The following is a 16820-nucleotide window of genomic DNA, read 5'->3' as shown; positions in this document are numbered from 1 at the left end:
GCAAAGGCACTAAGTCGCAAAGTTAATTATTTAGGAAAACTTTAAACATTCAATCTATTAAAATCTTTGTAAATTTGCAAAAGTGTTTTAAACTGAACACTGCCAACTGAACACTGAATACTAAATTTTGAGATACTTTCTAGAATTTGCTTACAAAGGAACTAACTATCACGGATGGCAATATCAGCCAAACGCAACTTCTGTTCAAGAAACTTTGACCAAAGCACTTTCTACGATTTTGAAAACAGATATTGAACTTGTTGGAGCTGGTCGAACGGATTCTGGTGTTCATGCAAAACAAATGTTTGCGCATTTTGATTATGACCAAGAAATTGATATTCCATATTTAAGTCATAAACTCAATTCATTTTTACCAAAAGACATTGCCATTTTGAATATTCATATAGTTCACAATGAAGCTCATGCCCGATTTGACGCAACAAAACGAACTTACGAATACCATATCCATACCAAAAAAGATGCATTCGAAAGTGACGATTCATGGTACAATCAAAATAATTTGGACCTTGACAAAATGAATGATGCATGCAAAATACTTTTCAATTATATTGATTTTGAATGTTTTTCAAAAGTTCATACCGATGTAAATACATTTAATTGTACAATTTTTGAAGCTAATTGGACCAAGAATGACAATCGATTAGTATTCACAATTTCAGCAGATCGATTTCTGAGAAATATGGTTCGAGCAATTGTTGGAACTATGGTAAATATAGGATTAGAAAAAGTATCTTTGCAAGACTTTATTCAAATAATTGAAAGCAAAGACCGAAAAAAAGCTGGATTTTCAGTTCCTGCACACGGATTGTATTTGACAAAAGTGGAATATCCTTTTTTAGAAAATAAAGAATAGAATATAGACATCACTTTTTATATTTAAAATCTGATATCTAAAATCTAATATTAAATTAATGAAAGCAAAAGCGTTCGACATAAATTTATTTAAACGAATTTTAAAATACACCAAACCCTATAAAACAGTTTTTTATGGCGTAATTGCTGCTGCAGTTTTGTTAGCGGTTTTCGCTTCATTACGACCATATTTATTGAAACAAACCGTTGACCATTACATAAAACCTCATGATCAAAATGGGTTGTTACTTTATGTTTCATTGATGGGAGTTGTATTATTATTAGAAGGCGTTTTTCAGTTTTTCTTTGTTTTTTGGGCAAATCTTCTGGGGCAAAATATTATCAAAGACATTCGAACTAAACTTTTCAAACACATGTTGAGTTTTAGAATGAAATATTTTGACAACGCACCTGTTGGACAATTAGTTACGCGTTCAGTTTCTGATATCGAACAAATTGCTAGAATTTTTAGTCAAGGTTTGTTTATGATTATCAGTGATTTGCTAAAAATGTTGGCTTGTCTAATCATCATGTTTTACATGAACTGGAAACTAACTTGGATTGTAATTGCAGCTATGCCAATCTTGGTTTACATCACAAGAATCTTCCAACGTAAAATGCAAGTGGCTTTTGAAGAAGTAAGAAATCAAGTGGCAAATTTGAATACGTTTGTACAAGAACGTGTTACAGGAATGAAAATCGTGCAACTGTTTAATCGTGAAGATATTGAATATCAAAAATTTAAAGACATCAATCAAAAACACAATGTTGCTTGGATAAAAACCATTTTATATAACTCCATTTTCTTTCCAATCGCAGATATTATTTCGTCTTTAACATTAGGTTTTGTAGTGCTTTATGGAGGTTTTCATATTTTAGATGGTGACAAATTTACTACGTTTGGAGATTTATTTTCTTATACAATGTTCATCGGAATGTTGTTCAATCCGTTGCGTCAAATTGCAGATAAATTCAACGAAATGCAAATGGGAATGATTGCTGCCAATAGAGTTTTTGATATTTTAGACACCGAAGAAGATGTGCAACAAACAGGAACTATTGAAGCCAAACATTTTGCTGGAAACATCAGTTTTGAAAACGTTCGATTCAGCTACATAAAAGATGAGGAAGTTTTAAAAGGCATTTCTTTAGAAGTAAAATCGGGTGAAACTATTGCGATTGTAGGTTCAACTGGCGCAGGAAAATCTACAATTATTAATTTGTTAAATCGTTTTTACGAAATCAATTCGGGAACAATTTCTATTGATAACCAAGATATTAACACCTTTACTTTAGAAAGTTTACGTGCTCAAATTGCTGTGGTTTTGCAAGATGTATTCCTATTTGCTGATACAATCTATAACAACATTACCTTAAATAATACTAATGTTTCTCGTGAAGAAGTTATTGCAGCTTCCAAGAAAATTGGTGTTCACGAATTCATCATGAGTTTGCCTGACGGTTATGATTATAATGTAAAAGAACGCGGCGTGATGTTATCGTCTGGGCAGCGCCAATTGATTGCTTTTTTACGTGCTTATGTTAGTAATCCGAGTATTCTTATTTTGGATGAAGCCACGTCTTCTATTGATACCTATTCTGAAGAATTGATTCAAAGAGCAACAGAAACTATTACAAAAGATAGAACTTCTATAGTGATTGCGCATAGATTGGCAACCATTGTAAATGCTGACAAAATCATAGTTATGGACAAAGGTCAAATTGTAGAATCTGGAACGCATCAAGAATTGGTTACCAAAGAAAACGGTTATTACAAAAACTTGTACGATTCACAATTTTCGGAAGCAATCTAAAAACCATTTCGTTTTTATTATATTTGATAAAAATTAAATAAAACTATGGCATTTACTATTGCAATTTCAGACGAAAGAACTCCTTTAAAAAACAATACTTGGTTAAAAATTTTCATCGGATTTTTTCTGATAAATTGGATAAATTCTTATGTAGGAAATACCGATACAGCCAATTGGATTTTGGAAAATACTTTAGTCTTTCTATTTCTAGGTTTTATGATTTTTACCTATAAAAAATTTATTTTCAGTGATTTAAGCTATTTATTGGTTTGCATTTATTTATGTCTTCACGTTTATGGTTCTAAATATACTTATGCCGAAAACCCTTTTGGTTATTGGCTTAAAGATGCTTTAGATTTATCTCGAAATCATTACGATAGAATTGTACATTTCAGTTTCGGATTTTTATTGGCTTACCCAATGCGAGAAATGTTTTTGAAATGGTTAAAATTTCCATCGTGGGTTGCTTGGACATTACCTATTGAAGTTACACTTTCTATTAGCGGATTCTACGAATTGATAGAATGGGCAGTTGCCGACGTTTTCTTCAAAGCGCAAGGTGATGCATATCTTGGAACTCAAGGCGATATTTGGGATGCGCAAAAAGACATTTTCTTAGCATTTTCAGGAGCCATAATTGCAACCACTATTGTTTCAATAATCAAAAGAATGATTTCAAAATAATTTTATGAATTACAAAAAAGTAAAAACTAAAATTAAAGCCTATCACAATGAAGGAAAAACAATTGAAGCAGCAGAATGGTTGCTAAAAATGTTTGATATTCAAGATCATAATTTAAAAGGATTTGCACTTAGAGAAAAAGCGGAACCAAATTACATTCTCTTAACTGCAGAAGGCGATTTTGGAGAACAACAAGTCATAAGAGTCCCTGAAAATATTTTTCAATTTTCGTTACCTTTAGTTCTTACTCTAATTACGCACGAAATGGTACATGTACGTCAAAAATCAAGAAAACCATATGTTGAAGACCGATTGGAGCGAGAATGGCAAGCTTATTATGAAATGCTTTTTCACAAAATATTTCCCAACTATCTTGAAGTTTCAAATTTTCATAAAAAGTTCTTTGCAGAAAAGGCTTTTAGCTACTATAAGAGAATGGGAGAAGGTTCGGAATTACAATTAAAATATGCTGATCAAAAAAAAGAAATAGAAGATTTAATTGCTTCTTTAGGCTAGAAGTTGTAACCATTTAAACACTTAAACTTTTAAACTATTAAACTCATATACTTTTAAAGTTTTTTACTAATTTTGCAATCTAAATTAATTAAAAAATCACACGTATAATGACACGAGCGCAAGCGACTGCATTTTGTACAAATAAAAAATAAACACGAACAAAATGAAATACGATATTATTGTTTTAGGAAGTGGTCCAGGCGGTTATGTTACAGCAATCCGTGCTTCTCAATTGGGCTTTAAAGTAGCCGTTATTGAAAAAGAAAGTCTTGGTGGAATTTGCCTTAATTGGGGTTGTATTCCAACAAAAGCGCTTTTAAAATCGGCTCAAGTATTTGATTACCTAAAACATGCTTCCGATTATGGATTAACCATTAAAGAATTTGACAAAGACTTTTCTGCCGTTGTAAAACGTTCACGTGATGTTGCTGACGGCATGAGCAAAGGAGTTCAATTCTTGATGAAAAAAAATAAAATCGACGTTATTGATGGTTTTGGTAAAATAAAACCAGGTAAAAAAGTAGATGTAACAGCTGCAGATGGTAAAGTTACTGAATATTCAGCAGACCACATTATTATTGCAACTGGTGCACGTTCAAGAGAGTTACCAAATCTTCCTCAAGATGGTGTAAAAGTTATTGGATACAGACAAGCAATGACCTTACCTACTCAACCTAAAAAAATGATTGTGGTTGGTTCTGGTGCGATTGGTGTTGAATTTGCACATTTCTATAATTCAATGGGAACTGAAGTTACTATTGTTGAATTTATGCCAAATATTGTTCCTGTTGAAGACGAAGATATTTCGAAACAAATGGAACGTTCTATGAAGAAAGCTGGTGTAAACATCATGACAAATTCTTCTGTAGAACGTATTGATACTTCTGGAAATGGCGTAAAAGCTTATGTAAAAACAGCTAAAGGTGAAGAAGTTCTTGAAGCTGATATTTTACTTTCTGCAGTTGGAATTAAAACAAATATCGAAAATATTGGTCTTGAAGAAGTTGGAATTGCAACAGATAGAGACAAGATTTTAGTAAACGCATACAACCAAACTAATGTTCCAGGATATTATGCCATTGGTGATGTAACTCCAGGTCAAGCCTTGGCACACGTTGCTTCTGCAGAAGGAATTAATTGTGTTGAAAAAATTGCAGGTTTACACGTAGAACCAATCGATTACGGAAACGTTCCTGGTTGTACTTATGCAACTCCAGAAATTGCTTCTGTTGGTTTGACTGAAAAACAAGCTAAAGAAAAAGGATACGAATTGAAAATTGGTAAATTTCCATTCTCAGCTTCAGGAAAAGCAACTGCTGCTGGAACAAAAGATGGTTTTGTAAAAGTAATTTTCGATGCAAAATATGGCGAATGGTTAGGTTGCCACATGATTGGTGCTGGTGTAACGGATATGATTGCAGAAGCAGTTGTAGCAAGAAAACTAGAAACTACTGGTCATGAAATTTTAAAATCTATTCATCCACATCCTACAATGAGCGAAGCAGTTATGGAAGCTGTGGCTGCTGCTTATGATGAAGTAATACATTTGTAATAGTAAATACAAATTATAAATATCAATCCGTCTCGTTTATAAAACGAGACGGATTTTTTTGTTCATTTTTTTCACAATATATCCAATAAAATGTTGTAACTTTATTATAATCGTTTCATAATGAAACTAATTCTTTAAAAATGGACATGATTTCGAAGTTTATAGAATCTTTAAAATCGTTCTTTATTGAAATCGGTGAACTCTCCTATTTCACTGGTAAATTTTTTGTTGAGGTTTTCAAACGTCCATTTGAATTCAAAGAATTTATTCGACAATGCTACTACATGGGAAATCGTTCCTTATTACTAGTTGGAGTAACTGGCTTTATTATCGGATTAGTTTTTACCTTACAATCACGACCAACATTAGAAGAATTTGGAGCAGCTTCTTGGATTCCTTCAATGGTGAGTGTTTCATTAATTCGTGAAATAGGTCCAATTATAACAGCTTTGATTTGCGCAGGAAGAATTGGATCAGGAATTGGAGCCGAATTAGGTTCAATGCGAGTTACTGAACAGATTGACGCCATGGAAGTTTCTGGAACAAATCCTTATAAATATTTAGTAGTTACTCGAGTTTTAGCCACAACATTGATGCTACCTCTTTTAGTTTTTTTTGGTGATGTTATAGGAATTTATGGCTCTTATTTAGTTGAGAATCTAAAAGCAGATGTCTCTTTAACTCTATATATTAATCAAGTAATAAATATTTTAGAATTTAGTGATGTAATTCCATCAACCATTAAAAGTTTTTTCTTTGGATTTGCCATCGGAATTGTAGGATGTTTCAAAGGATACAATTGTAAAAAAGGAACTGCAGGAGTTGGAAAAGCAGCTAATGAAGCAGTTGTTTTCATTTCTATGTTGCTGTTTATTATTGACTTTATAGCGGTTTTTGTAACTAATATATTTTATGATTTATGATGCAAAAAACGAACATAAAACCAATTATAGAAGTAAAAGATTTACACAAAAGTTATGGAACAAATCATGTTTTAGATGGATTTCATTTAGACTTATATGAAGGTGAAAATCTTGTAGTTATGGGTAAATCGGGTTCAGGTAAATCGGTGATGATAAAATGTTTAATCGGTTTAGAACAATCTGATAGCGGTTCGATTATTATCATGGACAAAAACATGAACGATATTCATAGAGAAGATTTAGATGAAATTAGAACCGAAGTTGGATTTCTTTTTCAAGGAAGTGCTTTATATGATTCCATGTCGGTAAGAGAAAATTTAGAATTTCCGTTACGAAGACATACCAAAAAATTTGGAGTAATTGAAGATACAACTCCACTTGTTATGGAAGCTTTAGAAAATGTTGGCTTGGCAAATACTATCAATTTAATGCCAAATGAACTATCTGGCGGAATGAAACGTAGAATCGCTTTAGCACGAACTTTGATTCTAAAACCTAAAATAATTTTATACGACGAACCCACAACTGGTTTAGATCCAATTACATCAAAAGAAATTATTATGTTAATGAAATCAATTCAAGAAAAATATAAAACTTCGTCAATTATAATCACGCATGATATTGATTGCGCTAGAGTCATAGCAAATCGTATGATTTTATTAATCGACGGAATTAATTATGCCGAAGGAACTTTTACAGAATTATCTGCCTCTAAAGATCCTAAAATTGAAGCTTTTTTTAAATAAAATAGAACATGGAAAAATCAACAAATCAAAAAATTAAACTTGGAATATTTGTCATAATTGGCTCATTATTTTTCATAATTGCTATCTATTTTATTGGTAATAAAAAAGATATGTTCAATGAAACCATTCAAATAAGTGCCGTTTTCAAAAATGTAAATGGTTTACAACACGGAAATAACGTTCGTTTTTCAGGAATAAACGTTGGAACTGTGAAAAAAATTATTATTGTAAATGATTCACTTATAAAAGTTGATATGCTAATCGAGGAAGATATTGCATCCCACATTAAAAAAGATGCTATGGCTTCAATAGGTTCAGATGGTCTAGTTGGAAACATGATTGTAAATATAATTCCAGGTAAAAAATCTAATGAAATGGTTAAAGATGGTGATGTCATTTTATCGGAAAACAAAGCATCAACCGATGAAATTCTAAAAACAATAAATTCTACAAGTGAAAATGCTAAGTTAATTACAGATAATTTAGTAAAAATCACCAATCAAATTAATAGTAAAAAAGGTACTATCGGAATGTTGATAAACGATACCGTGATGAGTGACGATTTGAAACAAACAATATATAATTTAAAAGTAACAACCCAAAGTACTTCAAAATCAATGGCTAATTTGAATAAAATAATCAATGATTTAAACAATAAAGACAACGTTGTTGGAGCATTAAAAGATACTGTCACAGGAAGAAAAATAAAAATGATTATTGTGAATTTAGAAAAATCTAGTGAGCAAATCAATAAAACAATAACCAATTTAAAAGAAGGCAAAGGCGCTTTGAATTATTTATCAAATGATCCTAAACTAGTAAAACAAATCGATTCTACAATGACCAACATAAACCAAGCAAGTGGCAGATTGAATGAAAATTTAGAAGCATTGAAACACAATTTCTTTTTCCGCGGTTACTTTAAAAAACAAGAAAAAGCCAAAGCTAAAGCTGCCAAAGAAAACATAAAGTAAACTTTTAGACTCCATAATTTTTAGCTACTTTTATGGTTTGATTCAAAATTCAAATTATGAAATCGTATCTTAAAGCTTCCGCTTTTGCTCTATCGGCATTGTTTTTAAGCTGTAATACAACTAATAAATCGGAAAGTAACGACGACTTATCACGCTACCAACCTAAACCTTATGTTGAATTAAAACATCCTGATTGGAGTAAAAATGCTACAATTTATGAAGTAAACGTACGTCAATTTACCAAAGAAGGAACATTCAAAGCTTTTGAAAATCATTTACCAAGACTAAAAGCTATGGGAATTGACATCATTTGGTTGATGCCGATTAATCCGATTGGAGTTAAAAACAGAAAAGGAACTCTTGGAAGCGAATATTCTGTAAAAGATTATTATGCCGTGAATCCTGAATATGGAACTAAAGAAGACTTAAAAGCTTTAGTTAAGAAAATACACAGCATGGGAATGCACGTCATTGTAGATTGGGTTGCCAATCATTCCGCTTGGGACAATGAACTGACCAAAACCCATCCTGAATGGTATACAAAAACCAAAGAAGGAAACTTCCAACCAACTCCATGGTATGATTGGGGTGATATCATCGACTTTGATTACAACCAACCTGGTTTAAGAAAATACATGACCGAGGCGCTTAAATATTGGGTAAAAGAAACCGATATTGATGGTTACCGTTGTGATGTTGCAGGTTTCATTCCAGTTGATTTTTGGGATAATGCTCGAGCAGAATTAGACAAAATCAAACCTGTATTCATGTTAGCCGAATGGGAATCGAGAGATTTACACAAAAACGCTTTCGACATGACTTATTCATGGAGTTTGTGGGATAAAATGAAAGATGCTACTACCAATAATAAAGGTATTGGTGGTTTGGTAGAATACATGGCACACCACGAAAGTACGTTTCCAAGTGGCGGGTATCGCATGACTTTTACCGACAACCACGACAAAAATTCATGGGAAGGCAATCAATATACTAACTTCGGAAAAGGTTTGGAAACTTGTATGGTGATGTGTACTATGGTTAACGGAATGCCGTTGGTTTATAGCGGACAAGAAGCTGGATTGGATCGTTCGTTAAAATTCTTTGACAAAGATGAAATCGTATGGAAAGATCATCCAAATACCGCATTATACACTAAGTTATTTGCTTTAAAACACAAAAATCACGCACTTTGGAATGGTGATAATGGTGGAACTATGGTGCGCATTTACAACGACAAAATGGACAAAATTATTTCGTTTTCAAGAGAAAAAGAGAACGACAAAGTCATTCCAATATTGAATTTCAGTAACGAAGAAGTTACAGTAAAACTGGATTCTAAATACGATAAAGGCAATTATACCAACTATTTTACTGCTACAAAAGTCACCTTAAAAGGCGATGATGTAATAACATTAAAACCTTGGGAATACCTAATTTTAGTGAAATAAAAAAGCTATATCTTATTTCTAAATCCTCAATTGCAAAAGTGATTGAGGATTATTTTATACTATTTAATAAAATATATCGTTTTCAGAGGAAATCAAAACTATAACCAAATGAAAAACTTTTTCTTCTTAATTTGTTGCTTATTTAGCAGCATTGTATTCTCTCAAAACGCTATTAATGATGATAGTACCATAAGTGTTGTTGGTGTTGGAACCAAATCTACTTTCCCAAATGCTGCACATATTACTATTGCCGTTAGATTTGTAAAACCAGCACTTCGTGATGCTATGAACGAAACTCAAAAAACTTCAAAAGATGTACTTAGTATAATCAAAAAATACGTTTCAGACACTACTGATATTAAGGTAAGTCTGATTTATACTGACAAAGAATTCAAATACGACAATGCTCAAAAGAAAGAAGTTTTTGTAGGTTTTGAATCCAATCAAAAAATTATTTTTACACTCAAAGACATCAAAAGAATGCAAGATTTTACCGAAGAAATTCTAAAAACTAAAATCTACGAAATTGAAAAAGTAGCTTATTTCCATACAGAAGCGGCCACTTTTATGAAGCAAGCTCAAGAACTTGCAGTTGCTGATGCCATTGAAACAACCGAAAGATTAGCTAGAGCCGCAAAACTAAAAGTTGGAAAAATTACTTATCTAAAATCTACTAACAGTCCTGTGAATGCAATTAATATGTCGGTAAACTCAGGAAATCTTCAAACCTACAACAAAAGTATGGGAGGAGAAGGCGTTTCAGCAAGCGGTCAATTACTGAATTATACAGCAAATGTAAATATGAATACCAAGATTGATTAATCTTTTTAGATACCAAATACGAATCCTCAATTGCAAAAGTAATTGAGGATTTTTTTATATTTGATAGATTAAAACAAACAAATGGAAAAACCAAAATCTACAGACGAGTACATTTCTAGCTTTCCAAAAGCTACACAAATTATCTTACAAGAAGTTAGAAAAACTATAAAAAATGTCGCACCAAACGCCAATGAAAGCATCAGTTATGGAATGCCTGCTTATAAATTAGATGGAAAAGCTTTGGTCTATTTTGCTGGTTACAAAAACCATATTGGATTTTACGCAACACCAACTGGACATGCCGAATTTACTGAAGAATTAGCTAAATACAAACAAGGAAAAGGTTCGGTTCAATTTCCTATAAACGAACCAATGCCATTAGATTTGATAACAAAAATTGTGAAATTTAGAATTTCTGAAGTACTCAAAAAATAATTTAAATCCCTTTCAATCCATCAATCAGAGCATCAATATCTTCTTTGGTATTGTAATGACTGAAAGAAATTCTTAAACTTGGTTTTTTCAAATCTTCTTCTGCTAGAATTTCTGATAATACGTGTGATGGTTTTACACTTCCTGATTGGCAAGCACTTCCGCGAGAAACAGCTATTCCTTTCATGTCTAAATTAAATAAAATCATAGCCGTTTTTTCTTCTGAAAAAGGAAGTAAAACATTCAAAATATTATAAAAAGTGTCACTTCCGTTGACTTTAATCTCAGGAAAATGAAGTTTCAATTGTGCTTCACAATAGCTTTTCAAATCTGAAATAGCTTGTCGTTCTTCCACTAAATGTTCATAAGATAGTTCTAATGCTTTAGCCATTCCAGCTACTTGATGCACTGCTTCAGTTCCGGCACGAAGTCCTTTTTCTTGCTCGCCACCATATAAAAAAGGCTGCAAAACGATGCCTTTCTTTACGTAAGCAAATCCTGCTCCTTTTGGTCCATGAAATTTATGCGCACTTGCAACTGCGAAATCAATAGGAAGTTCGTGTAAATTAAACTCCTTTTTTCCAACAGATTGCACCGTATCACAGTGAAATAAAGCATCATGCTGATGACAAATTCTACCTACTTTTTCAATATCTAAAACAGCACCAATTTCATTATTAACATGCATTAAAGTCACCAAAGTCTTTCCGCTTTTAGCCAATAACGTTACCAAATGAGTAATATCAATAGTTCCAGACGGCAAAATATTTACGTAATCAACTTCAATTCCGAATTGCTTTTGCAAATTTTTAACCGTGTATAAAGTAGCGTGATGTTCTACTTTACTTGTTATGATTCTTTCTACTTTCAAGTCATTTACAGCGCTTTTAAGAATCCAATTGGTAGCTTCGGTAGCATTAGCGGTAAAAATAATTTCTTGCGCATTACAACCCATAATTTTGGCAACAGACTTTCTTGAAGTTTCTAAAATCGTTTTTGCACTTCTACCAAAACTATGTGTAGACGATGGATTTCCAAAATCATTTTGAAGTACACCAATCATTTCATTGATTACTTCTTGTCGAACTTGTGTTGTTGCAGCGTTATCGAGGTATATTTTTTTCATGAATTCTAAACTAGTTTCAACATCTTTTGTGTCGAATTTATATTTTATTTGGAAATTAGTATTGCAAAAATACTGATTATTATTTTACATTTTGCTTAAAATAAACTTCCGTTGCACCCAATCCATATTTTTGATAATTGGCATCTTGGAACGAAATATTCTCATATCGTTTTAACATAAAATCCAATTCGGCTTTCAAAACTCCTTCACCAACACCATGTATAAAAACGATTTTTGGAATGCGATTTCTTATAGCAAATTCAATGTGTCTTTTTGCCGTTTCAGTTTGAATATTGAGGATGTCAAAATTGTTCATTCCACGAAAATTTTTAACTAATTTTTCGATATGTAAATCAAATTCTGGGATGCCTTTTTCAATCTTATCCGACTTAAAAACTGGAACATTATTCTTTTTTTTAGATGTTGAATCAATATTTTTTTTATGTAAAGTATCAGTTGTATTGATTGCACCTAAATAATTGGTATTGTTTTCTTTAATTAATTCATTGACAAAATATGTCATCAAAAATCCATCTGTTGTTTCGATGGTGATTTCATTATTTTCAACAGTAACAACAACACCATTTATTGCTTCATCTAAAACCGAAACCCTATCTCCTACTTCAAATTTTTTCATTGTCATTTTCATCATCTTTTGGTGGAACTTTTGCCGATAATTTCATCATGCCAAACATAAAAATTAGGACGGCAATTATCGTAATATACAGGTTTGGCTTCTCACTATTTTGGTTCCAAAAAGCAACAAAAAAAGCAATCAGCAAAATGGGAATTAATATTTTTTTCATCATCATTATTTTAAAAATTCAAAAATAGAAAACTTAATATTAGAATGATGTATTTTAATTTTTTATTTGTAAAATTGTAAAGTAATAAATCAGAACGATGGAAGAATATATGCTGCCTTGTTTTTTTAAATCCTACACCGGACTAGATTGTATTGGTTGTGGAATTCAACGCTCCATTAATTTTCTGTTTCATGGAGAGTTTATAAAAGCACTCGAGATTTTTCCGGCTATTTACACCACAATCCTATTCTTTGTATTTATTGGATTGCACCTTTTAGACAAAAGAAGAGAATACCATAAAATGGTAATATTTTTAGCTATTGCAAATGCTAGTATTATGATTATTTCTTATGTTTACAAAATGAAATTTCTTTATTAAACTTTAAAACCAAAAACTATATAAAAATGGAAAATCGAAAATTACCCAACGCAACCGCAGTTTTAGTCTTAGGAATATTATCAATTCTTTTATGTTGGTGCTATGGTATCATAGGATTGATTCTAAGCATCATAGGGCTAGCTATTTCAAGAAAAGATTTCGCAATGTACAATGCTGCTCCTCAAGATTTTGACAATTATCAAAACTTGAACATCGGTAGAATTCTTTCAATAATTGGAATCGTCCTGAACATTCTTGTACTTGCTTATTTCATTTGGATTATTTCAATGATTGGAATGGATGCATTAAGTGATCCTGCAGTATTACAAGAAAGAATTAAAGAATTACAAGGAAACTAATTCACATAAAAAAACCGTCTCGTTTTACACAAGACGGTTTTTTTTATAATTACAATAATTACATACCTCTACTTCCAGCGAAAGCAATTCCTGCTATAATAGCAACAATAAAAATTAAAATATATAACGAAATTATCACAATAGCAGTTATCCCAAGAAATTTATGGTGTGATTTTAAGTTAACCAATGCATTAGAAACTGTATCGCTATCTGACATCAACAAACCTTGTTTCATTCCGCTCGCATAACGATATAAATATAAAATCGGAAAGAAATAAATTAGCGCAATAATGATGTAAAAAACCGATATAAATCCTTTCATCATTTCAAGAGGTCCACTTTGTCCATAAGGATTACTTGGCATAGCTGCCATTATTGAGCCCATAAAAAGAGCTGCAAGTACCATAAATCCTATTCCGATGAATCCTAAAATGGATAAAAAGTAAGACCATTTGGCACTTTCTCTCAAAGCAGCAACTGCTTGTTCGTTTAATTGTAAATTGTTTTGGTTTTCCATAAAGTGATTGTTTTGGTTATTGGTTGGTTAAAATTTTACTTTTCAAATTGCTTCAAAGTGGTGATAATAATCGAAATACAATCTAACAATTGTTCTTCGTTCATCACCAATGGCGGAGCAAAACGAATAATATTTCCGTGAGTTGGTTTAGCTAACAAACCGTTATCTCTCAAAGCAAGGCAAATATTCCAAGCTGTGTCACTTTCTTCAGTATCGTTGATTACAATCGCATTTAGTAACCCTTTTCCACGTACTAAAGTTGCGATATTGGATGATTCAACAAATTCTCCTATTTTTTCTCTGAAAATTTTTCCTAAACGACGTGCATTTTGAGATAAATTTTCATCATTAACAACTTCCAAAGCAGCAATGGCAACAGCACCTGCAACAGGATTTCCACCAAAAGTAGAACCATGTTGACCTGGTTTGATAACATTCATAATGTGATCATTAGCCAAAACAGCCGAAACTGGATAAGCACCACCTGATAAAGCTTTTCCAAGAATTAAAATATCTGGAGCTACATAAGTCGCTTGTTTTTCGCAAGCATTTTCACAAGTACAATTTCCGCAAACTGCCAATATTGAACCTGTTCTTGCAATTCCGGTTTGAACCTCATCAGCGATAAACAAAACGTTGTTAGCTGCACAAAGTGCTTTAGCTTTCGCCAAATAATCTTCTGCTGGTGTATACACTCCTGCTTCACCTTGAATAGGTTCTACAAGGAAACCTGCGATATTTTTAGACGATTTAAGCGCGTTTTCTAACGCTTCGATGTCATCATAAGGAATTTTGATAAATCCTGCTGTATAAGGTCCGAAATTCTTTCTTGCGTTTTCATCATTAGAAAACGAAATGATAGTCGTAGTTCTTCCGTGGAAATTTCCATCACAAACGATAATTTGTGCTTCGTTTTCATTAATTCCTTTTTTCTCATACGCCCATTTTCTACAAAGTTTTAAAGCCGTTTCTACCGCTTCAGCACCAGTATTCATTGGAAGTACTTTATCAAATCCGAAGTATTTTGTTACAAACTCTTCATAAACACCCAACTTATCGTTGTAAAAAGCTCTTGAAGTTAAAGTTAAAGTCTGCGCTTGATTAACCATTGCTCCAACAATTTTTGGATGGCAATGTCCTTGATTTACTGCAGAATAAGCCGAAAGAAAATCGTAATACTTTTTTCCTTCAACATCCCAAACATAAACACCTTCTCCTCTACTCAAAACTACTGGTAGTGGATGATAATTGTGAGCTCCGTATTTATCTTCTAATGCAATAGCATCGGCTGAACTCATTTTTTCTAAAACTGACATAATTTTTCTTTTTTTACCCAAACTCGTTATGGGCTATTCTAAAATATCAATTCCTTCTTGTGGAGAGAAATCATCCATAAACTTTAGCAAAAGTAGTAAAAAAGATTGTTAGATTATTAGATTGTTAGATTGTTAGAAAACATTTTTTACCCTTTTTATTTGACAAAAATCAATCACCGGCTAACTGAAAGTATAGTAAAACAATAGCGGCTACCGACATTATAATCAATGCTGTAAAACCAAGAATATTTGAAATTCTACTATTTGTAAATCTTCCCATTACACTTTTGTTATTGGAAATATGCAAAATGATAGCTATCAAAACTGGAGCGGTCATTCCGTATAAAATTGCAGTATAAATTAATGCCTGAACTGGAGAAATCCCTATATAATTTAATGACAATCCTAAGATTAATGAAATTGCCATTACTATATAAAAAGCTTTGGCTTCATGAAACTTTTTATCTAAACCTTGTTGCCAACCAAATGTTTCTGTGATTATATAAGATAATGAACCACTCAAAACTGGAATTGCCAACAATCCAGTACCAATAACACCAATGGCAAAAAGTAAATAAGCAAAATTTCCTGCTAAGGGTTTCAAAGCTGCTGCTGCTTGTTCTACAGTTTCAATTTGATGGATACCACCTTTGAACAAAACAGTTCCTGTTGTTAAAATTATAAAAAACATAACTACGCCTGAAAATGACATTCCAAAATCGACGTCTTGTTTCATTTCGCTGATAATCTTTTTATTCACAATTAAATGTTTACTTTTATGAGCCATTTCCTCAACTTCCATTGAAGCTTGCCAAAAAAACAAATAGGGAGATATTGTTGTTCCTAAAATACCAACCAAAACACTAATAAATTCTTTATTAAAATGAATAGTTGGAATAAACGTATTTTTTGCAATATCTAACCAATCTTGTTTGTATAAAAAAGGCACCACCAAATAAACCAAAAGCACAATACATAAATATTTTAATGTTTTGGCAATCTTTTGATAAGGCAAATAAACAATCAAAACCAACAATAAAACTGTAAAAAAGACACTAAAATAAGTAGCTTCAATTTTTGGGAAAAGTAAATTCCCAACTGCTCCCATTCCAGCGATATCAGCACCAATATTCATGACAATTGCAGGAAAACTGAACAACAACATCAAATATAAAATTGGTCTAGGATAGTGCGTTTTTAAAGCGCCTGTTAATCCTTGAGAAGTTACCAAACCAATTTTGGCGCACATTTGCTGAATAGCTGCCATTAATGGAAAAGCTATTACAGAAGTCCACAAAGTTGAAAGACCATAAGCAGCTCCAGCTTGTGAATAAGTAGCAATACCAGATGGATCGTCATCGCTTGCGCCAGTTATTAGTCCTGGACCTAGAACTTTCCAAAAACGTGTTAGCTTGTTGTCTTTTTTCACAATGATTTATTTTATTGCTAATTTACAAAAATTTTATGAGTTGTACATTGTGAGTTGTAAGTAATAAATTGTGAGTTCCACAGTTTGTCATTTTATTTCAAAAAAA

Annotated in this window: 19 protein-coding genes; 13 read left to right on the top strand and 6 right to left on the bottom strand. The window is 32.1% G+C overall.

Annotated elements, in window-relative coordinates:
• The first annotated feature begins 127 nt into the window (after positions 1-127).
• From truA to ACYU7A_RS09285, 11 genes are all read left to right on the top strand, one after another.
• On the top strand, positions 128-874 hold the full coding sequence (truA, locus tag ACYU7A_RS09335; RefSeq protein WP_460575993.1) for a tRNA pseudouridine(38-40) synthase TruA: 747 nt from the start codon (positions 128-130) through the stop codon (positions 872-874).
• A 58-nt stretch (positions 875-932) separates the two neighbouring features.
• Positions 933-2687, top strand: coding sequence for an ABC transporter ATP-binding protein (locus ACYU7A_RS09330; RefSeq protein ID WP_460575991.1), 1755 nt, complete (start codon positions 933-935; stop codon positions 2685-2687).
• Between the two features lie 45 nt (positions 2688-2732).
• Positions 2733-3371, top strand: coding sequence for a DUF2238 domain-containing protein (locus ACYU7A_RS09325; RefSeq protein WP_396144673.1), 639 nt, complete (start codon positions 2733-2735; stop codon positions 3369-3371).
• A gap of 4 nt (positions 3372-3375) precedes the next feature.
• A complete protein-coding gene (locus ACYU7A_RS09320) occupies positions 3376-3885 on the top strand; it encodes a hypothetical protein (RefSeq protein ID WP_460575988.1) in 510 nt (169 codons plus the stop codon).
• 163 nt (positions 3886-4048) lie between these two features.
• Positions 4049-5437, top strand: coding sequence for a dihydrolipoyl dehydrogenase (gene lpdA, locus ACYU7A_RS09315; protein WP_460575987.1), 1389 nt, complete (start codon positions 4049-4051; stop codon positions 5435-5437).
• Between the two features lie 140 nt (positions 5438-5577).
• Entirely contained in the window at positions 5578-6360 is a 783-nt protein-coding gene (locus ACYU7A_RS09310) for an MlaE family ABC transporter permease (RefSeq protein ID WP_298306790.1), read from the top strand.
• Complete coding sequence (locus ACYU7A_RS09305) at positions 6357-7106, top strand: ABC transporter ATP-binding protein (RefSeq protein ID WP_460575985.1); 750 nt, start codon at positions 6357-6359, stop codon at positions 7104-7106. Before ACYU7A_RS09310 ends, ACYU7A_RS09305 begins: the two co-directional genes overlap by 4 nt.
• Positions 7107-7114: 8 nt before the next feature.
• Positions 7115-8080 (top strand): MlaD family protein, encoded by a 966-nt coding sequence (locus ACYU7A_RS09300; RefSeq protein ID WP_460575983.1) that lies wholly within the window; start codon positions 7115-7117, stop codon positions 8078-8080.
• A gap of 56 nt (positions 8081-8136) precedes the next feature.
• A complete protein-coding gene (locus ACYU7A_RS09295) occupies positions 8137-9528 on the top strand; it encodes an alpha-amylase family glycosyl hydrolase (RefSeq protein WP_460575981.1) in 1392 nt (463 codons plus the stop codon).
• Between the two features lie 108 nt (positions 9529-9636).
• Positions 9637-10350, top strand: a complete 714-nt coding sequence (locus ACYU7A_RS09290; protein WP_460575979.1) for an SIMPL domain-containing protein — start codon at positions 9637-9639, stop codon at positions 10348-10350.
• 81 nt (positions 10351-10431) lie between these two features.
• A complete protein-coding gene (locus ACYU7A_RS09285; RefSeq protein ID WP_460575977.1) occupies positions 10432-10785 on the top strand; it encodes an iron chaperone in 354 nt (117 codons plus the stop codon).
• A gap of 1 nt (position 10786) precedes the next feature.
• Here the strand turns inward: ACYU7A_RS09285 and ACYU7A_RS09280 are convergent, their stop codons facing one another.
• The 3 genes from ACYU7A_RS09280 to ACYU7A_RS09270 form a co-directional block, all read right to left on the bottom strand.
• A complete protein-coding gene (locus tag ACYU7A_RS09280) occupies positions 10787-11908 on the bottom strand; it encodes a cysteine desulfurase family protein (RefSeq protein WP_460575975.1) in 1122 nt (373 codons plus the stop codon).
• 79 nt (positions 11909-11987) lie between these two features.
• Complete coding sequence (locus ACYU7A_RS09275) at positions 11988-12545, bottom strand: Smr/MutS family protein (protein WP_460575973.1); 558 nt, start codon at positions 12543-12545, stop codon at positions 11988-11990.
• Positions 12532-12714, bottom strand: coding sequence for a hypothetical protein (locus tag ACYU7A_RS09270; protein WP_460575971.1), 183 nt, complete (start codon positions 12712-12714; stop codon positions 12532-12534). Before ACYU7A_RS09270 ends, ACYU7A_RS09275 begins: the two co-directional genes overlap by 14 nt.
• Positions 12715-12811: 97 nt before the next feature.
• On the opposite strand from ACYU7A_RS09270, the gene ACYU7A_RS09265 reads away from it, so the two are divergent.
• Both ACYU7A_RS09265 and ACYU7A_RS09260 read left to right on the top strand, forming a co-directional pair.
• A complete protein-coding gene (locus ACYU7A_RS09265; protein WP_298306769.1) occupies positions 12812-13093 on the top strand; it encodes a DUF2752 domain-containing protein in 282 nt (93 codons plus the stop codon).
• Between the two features lie 26 nt (positions 13094-13119).
• The gene (locus ACYU7A_RS09260) at positions 13120-13452 is read left to right on the top strand and encodes a CCC motif membrane protein (protein WP_298306765.1); all 333 of its coding nucleotides are present in this window, start codon (positions 13120-13122) and stop codon (positions 13450-13452) included.
• Between the two features lie 58 nt (positions 13453-13510).
• Here the strand turns inward: ACYU7A_RS09260 and ACYU7A_RS09255 are convergent, their stop codons facing one another.
• The 3 genes from ACYU7A_RS09255 to ACYU7A_RS09245 all read right to left on the bottom strand — a co-directional run bounded on the left by ACYU7A_RS09255 (position 13511) and on the right by ACYU7A_RS09245 (position 16714).
• Complete coding sequence (locus tag ACYU7A_RS09255) at positions 13511-13969, bottom strand: hypothetical protein (protein WP_460575968.1); 459 nt, start codon at positions 13967-13969, stop codon at positions 13511-13513.
• Positions 13970-14004: 35 nt separating this feature from the next.
• A complete protein-coding gene (gene rocD / locus ACYU7A_RS09250) occupies positions 14005-15285 on the bottom strand; it encodes an ornithine--oxo-acid transaminase (protein ID WP_460575966.1) in 1281 nt (426 codons plus the stop codon).
• 169 nt (positions 15286-15454) lie between these two features.
• Positions 15455-16714, bottom strand: coding sequence for an NRAMP family divalent metal transporter (locus ACYU7A_RS09245; RefSeq protein ID WP_460575964.1), 1260 nt, complete (start codon positions 16712-16714; stop codon positions 15455-15457).
• Positions 16715-16820: the final 106 nt, after the last annotated feature.

The sequence above is a fragment of the Flavobacterium koreense genome (assembly GCF_054776075.1).
Note: the sequence above shows the minus strand (reverse complement) of the source record. Positions and strands in the feature narration are given on the sequence as shown.

Excerpts from the sequence above, each read along its gene's own strand:
- ACYU7A_RS09330 (WP_460575991.1), top strand. The coding sequence starts at position 933 with ATGAAAGCAAAAGCGTTCGACATAAATTTATTTAAACGAATTTTAAAA.
- ACYU7A_RS09325 (WP_396144673.1), top strand. The coding sequence starts at position 2,733 with ATGGCATTTACTATTGCAATTTCAGACGAAAGAACTCCTTTAAAAAAC.
- ACYU7A_RS09320 (WP_460575988.1), top strand. The coding sequence starts at position 3,376 with ATGAATTACAAAAAAGTAAAAACTAAAATTAAAGCCTATCACAATGAA.
- lpdA (WP_460575987.1), top strand. The coding sequence starts at position 4,049 with ATGAAATACGATATTATTGTTTTAGGAAGTGGTCCAGGCGGTTATGTT.
- ACYU7A_RS09310 (WP_298306790.1), top strand. The coding sequence starts at position 5,578 with ATGGACATGATTTCGAAGTTTATAGAATCTTTAAAATCGTTCTTTATT.
- ACYU7A_RS09305 (WP_460575985.1), top strand. The coding sequence starts at position 6,357 with ATGATGCAAAAAACGAACATAAAACCAATTATAGAAGTAAAAGATTTA.
- ACYU7A_RS09300 (WP_460575983.1), top strand. The coding sequence starts at position 7,115 with ATGGAAAAATCAACAAATCAAAAAATTAAACTTGGAATATTTGTCATA.
- ACYU7A_RS09295 (WP_460575981.1), top strand. The coding sequence starts at position 8,137 with ATGAAATCGTATCTTAAAGCTTCCGCTTTTGCTCTATCGGCATTGTTT.
- ACYU7A_RS09290 (WP_460575979.1), top strand. The coding sequence starts at position 9,637 with ATGAAAAACTTTTTCTTCTTAATTTGTTGCTTATTTAGCAGCATTGTA.
- ACYU7A_RS09285 (WP_460575977.1), top strand. The coding sequence starts at position 10,432 with ATGGAAAAACCAAAATCTACAGACGAGTACATTTCTAGCTTTCCAAAA.
- ACYU7A_RS09280 (WP_460575975.1), bottom strand. The coding sequence starts at position 11,908 with ATGAAAAAAATATACCTCGATAACGCTGCAACAACACAAGTTCGACAA.
- ACYU7A_RS09275 (WP_460575973.1), bottom strand. The coding sequence starts at position 12,545 with ATGAAAAAATTTGAAGTAGGAGATAGGGTTTCGGTTTTAGATGAAGCA.
- ACYU7A_RS09270 (WP_460575971.1), bottom strand. The coding sequence starts at position 12,714 with ATGAAAAAAATATTAATTCCCATTTTGCTGATTGCTTTTTTTGTTGCT.
- ACYU7A_RS09265 (WP_298306769.1), top strand. The coding sequence starts at position 12,812 with ATGGAAGAATATATGCTGCCTTGTTTTTTTAAATCCTACACCGGACTA.
- ACYU7A_RS09260 (WP_298306765.1), top strand. The coding sequence starts at position 13,120 with ATGGAAAATCGAAAATTACCCAACGCAACCGCAGTTTTAGTCTTAGGA.
- ACYU7A_RS09255 (WP_460575968.1), bottom strand. The coding sequence starts at position 13,969 with ATGGAAAACCAAAACAATTTACAATTAAACGAACAAGCAGTTGCTGCT.
- rocD (WP_460575966.1), bottom strand. The coding sequence starts at position 15,285 with ATGTCAGTTTTAGAAAAAATGAGTTCAGCCGATGCTATTGCATTAGAA.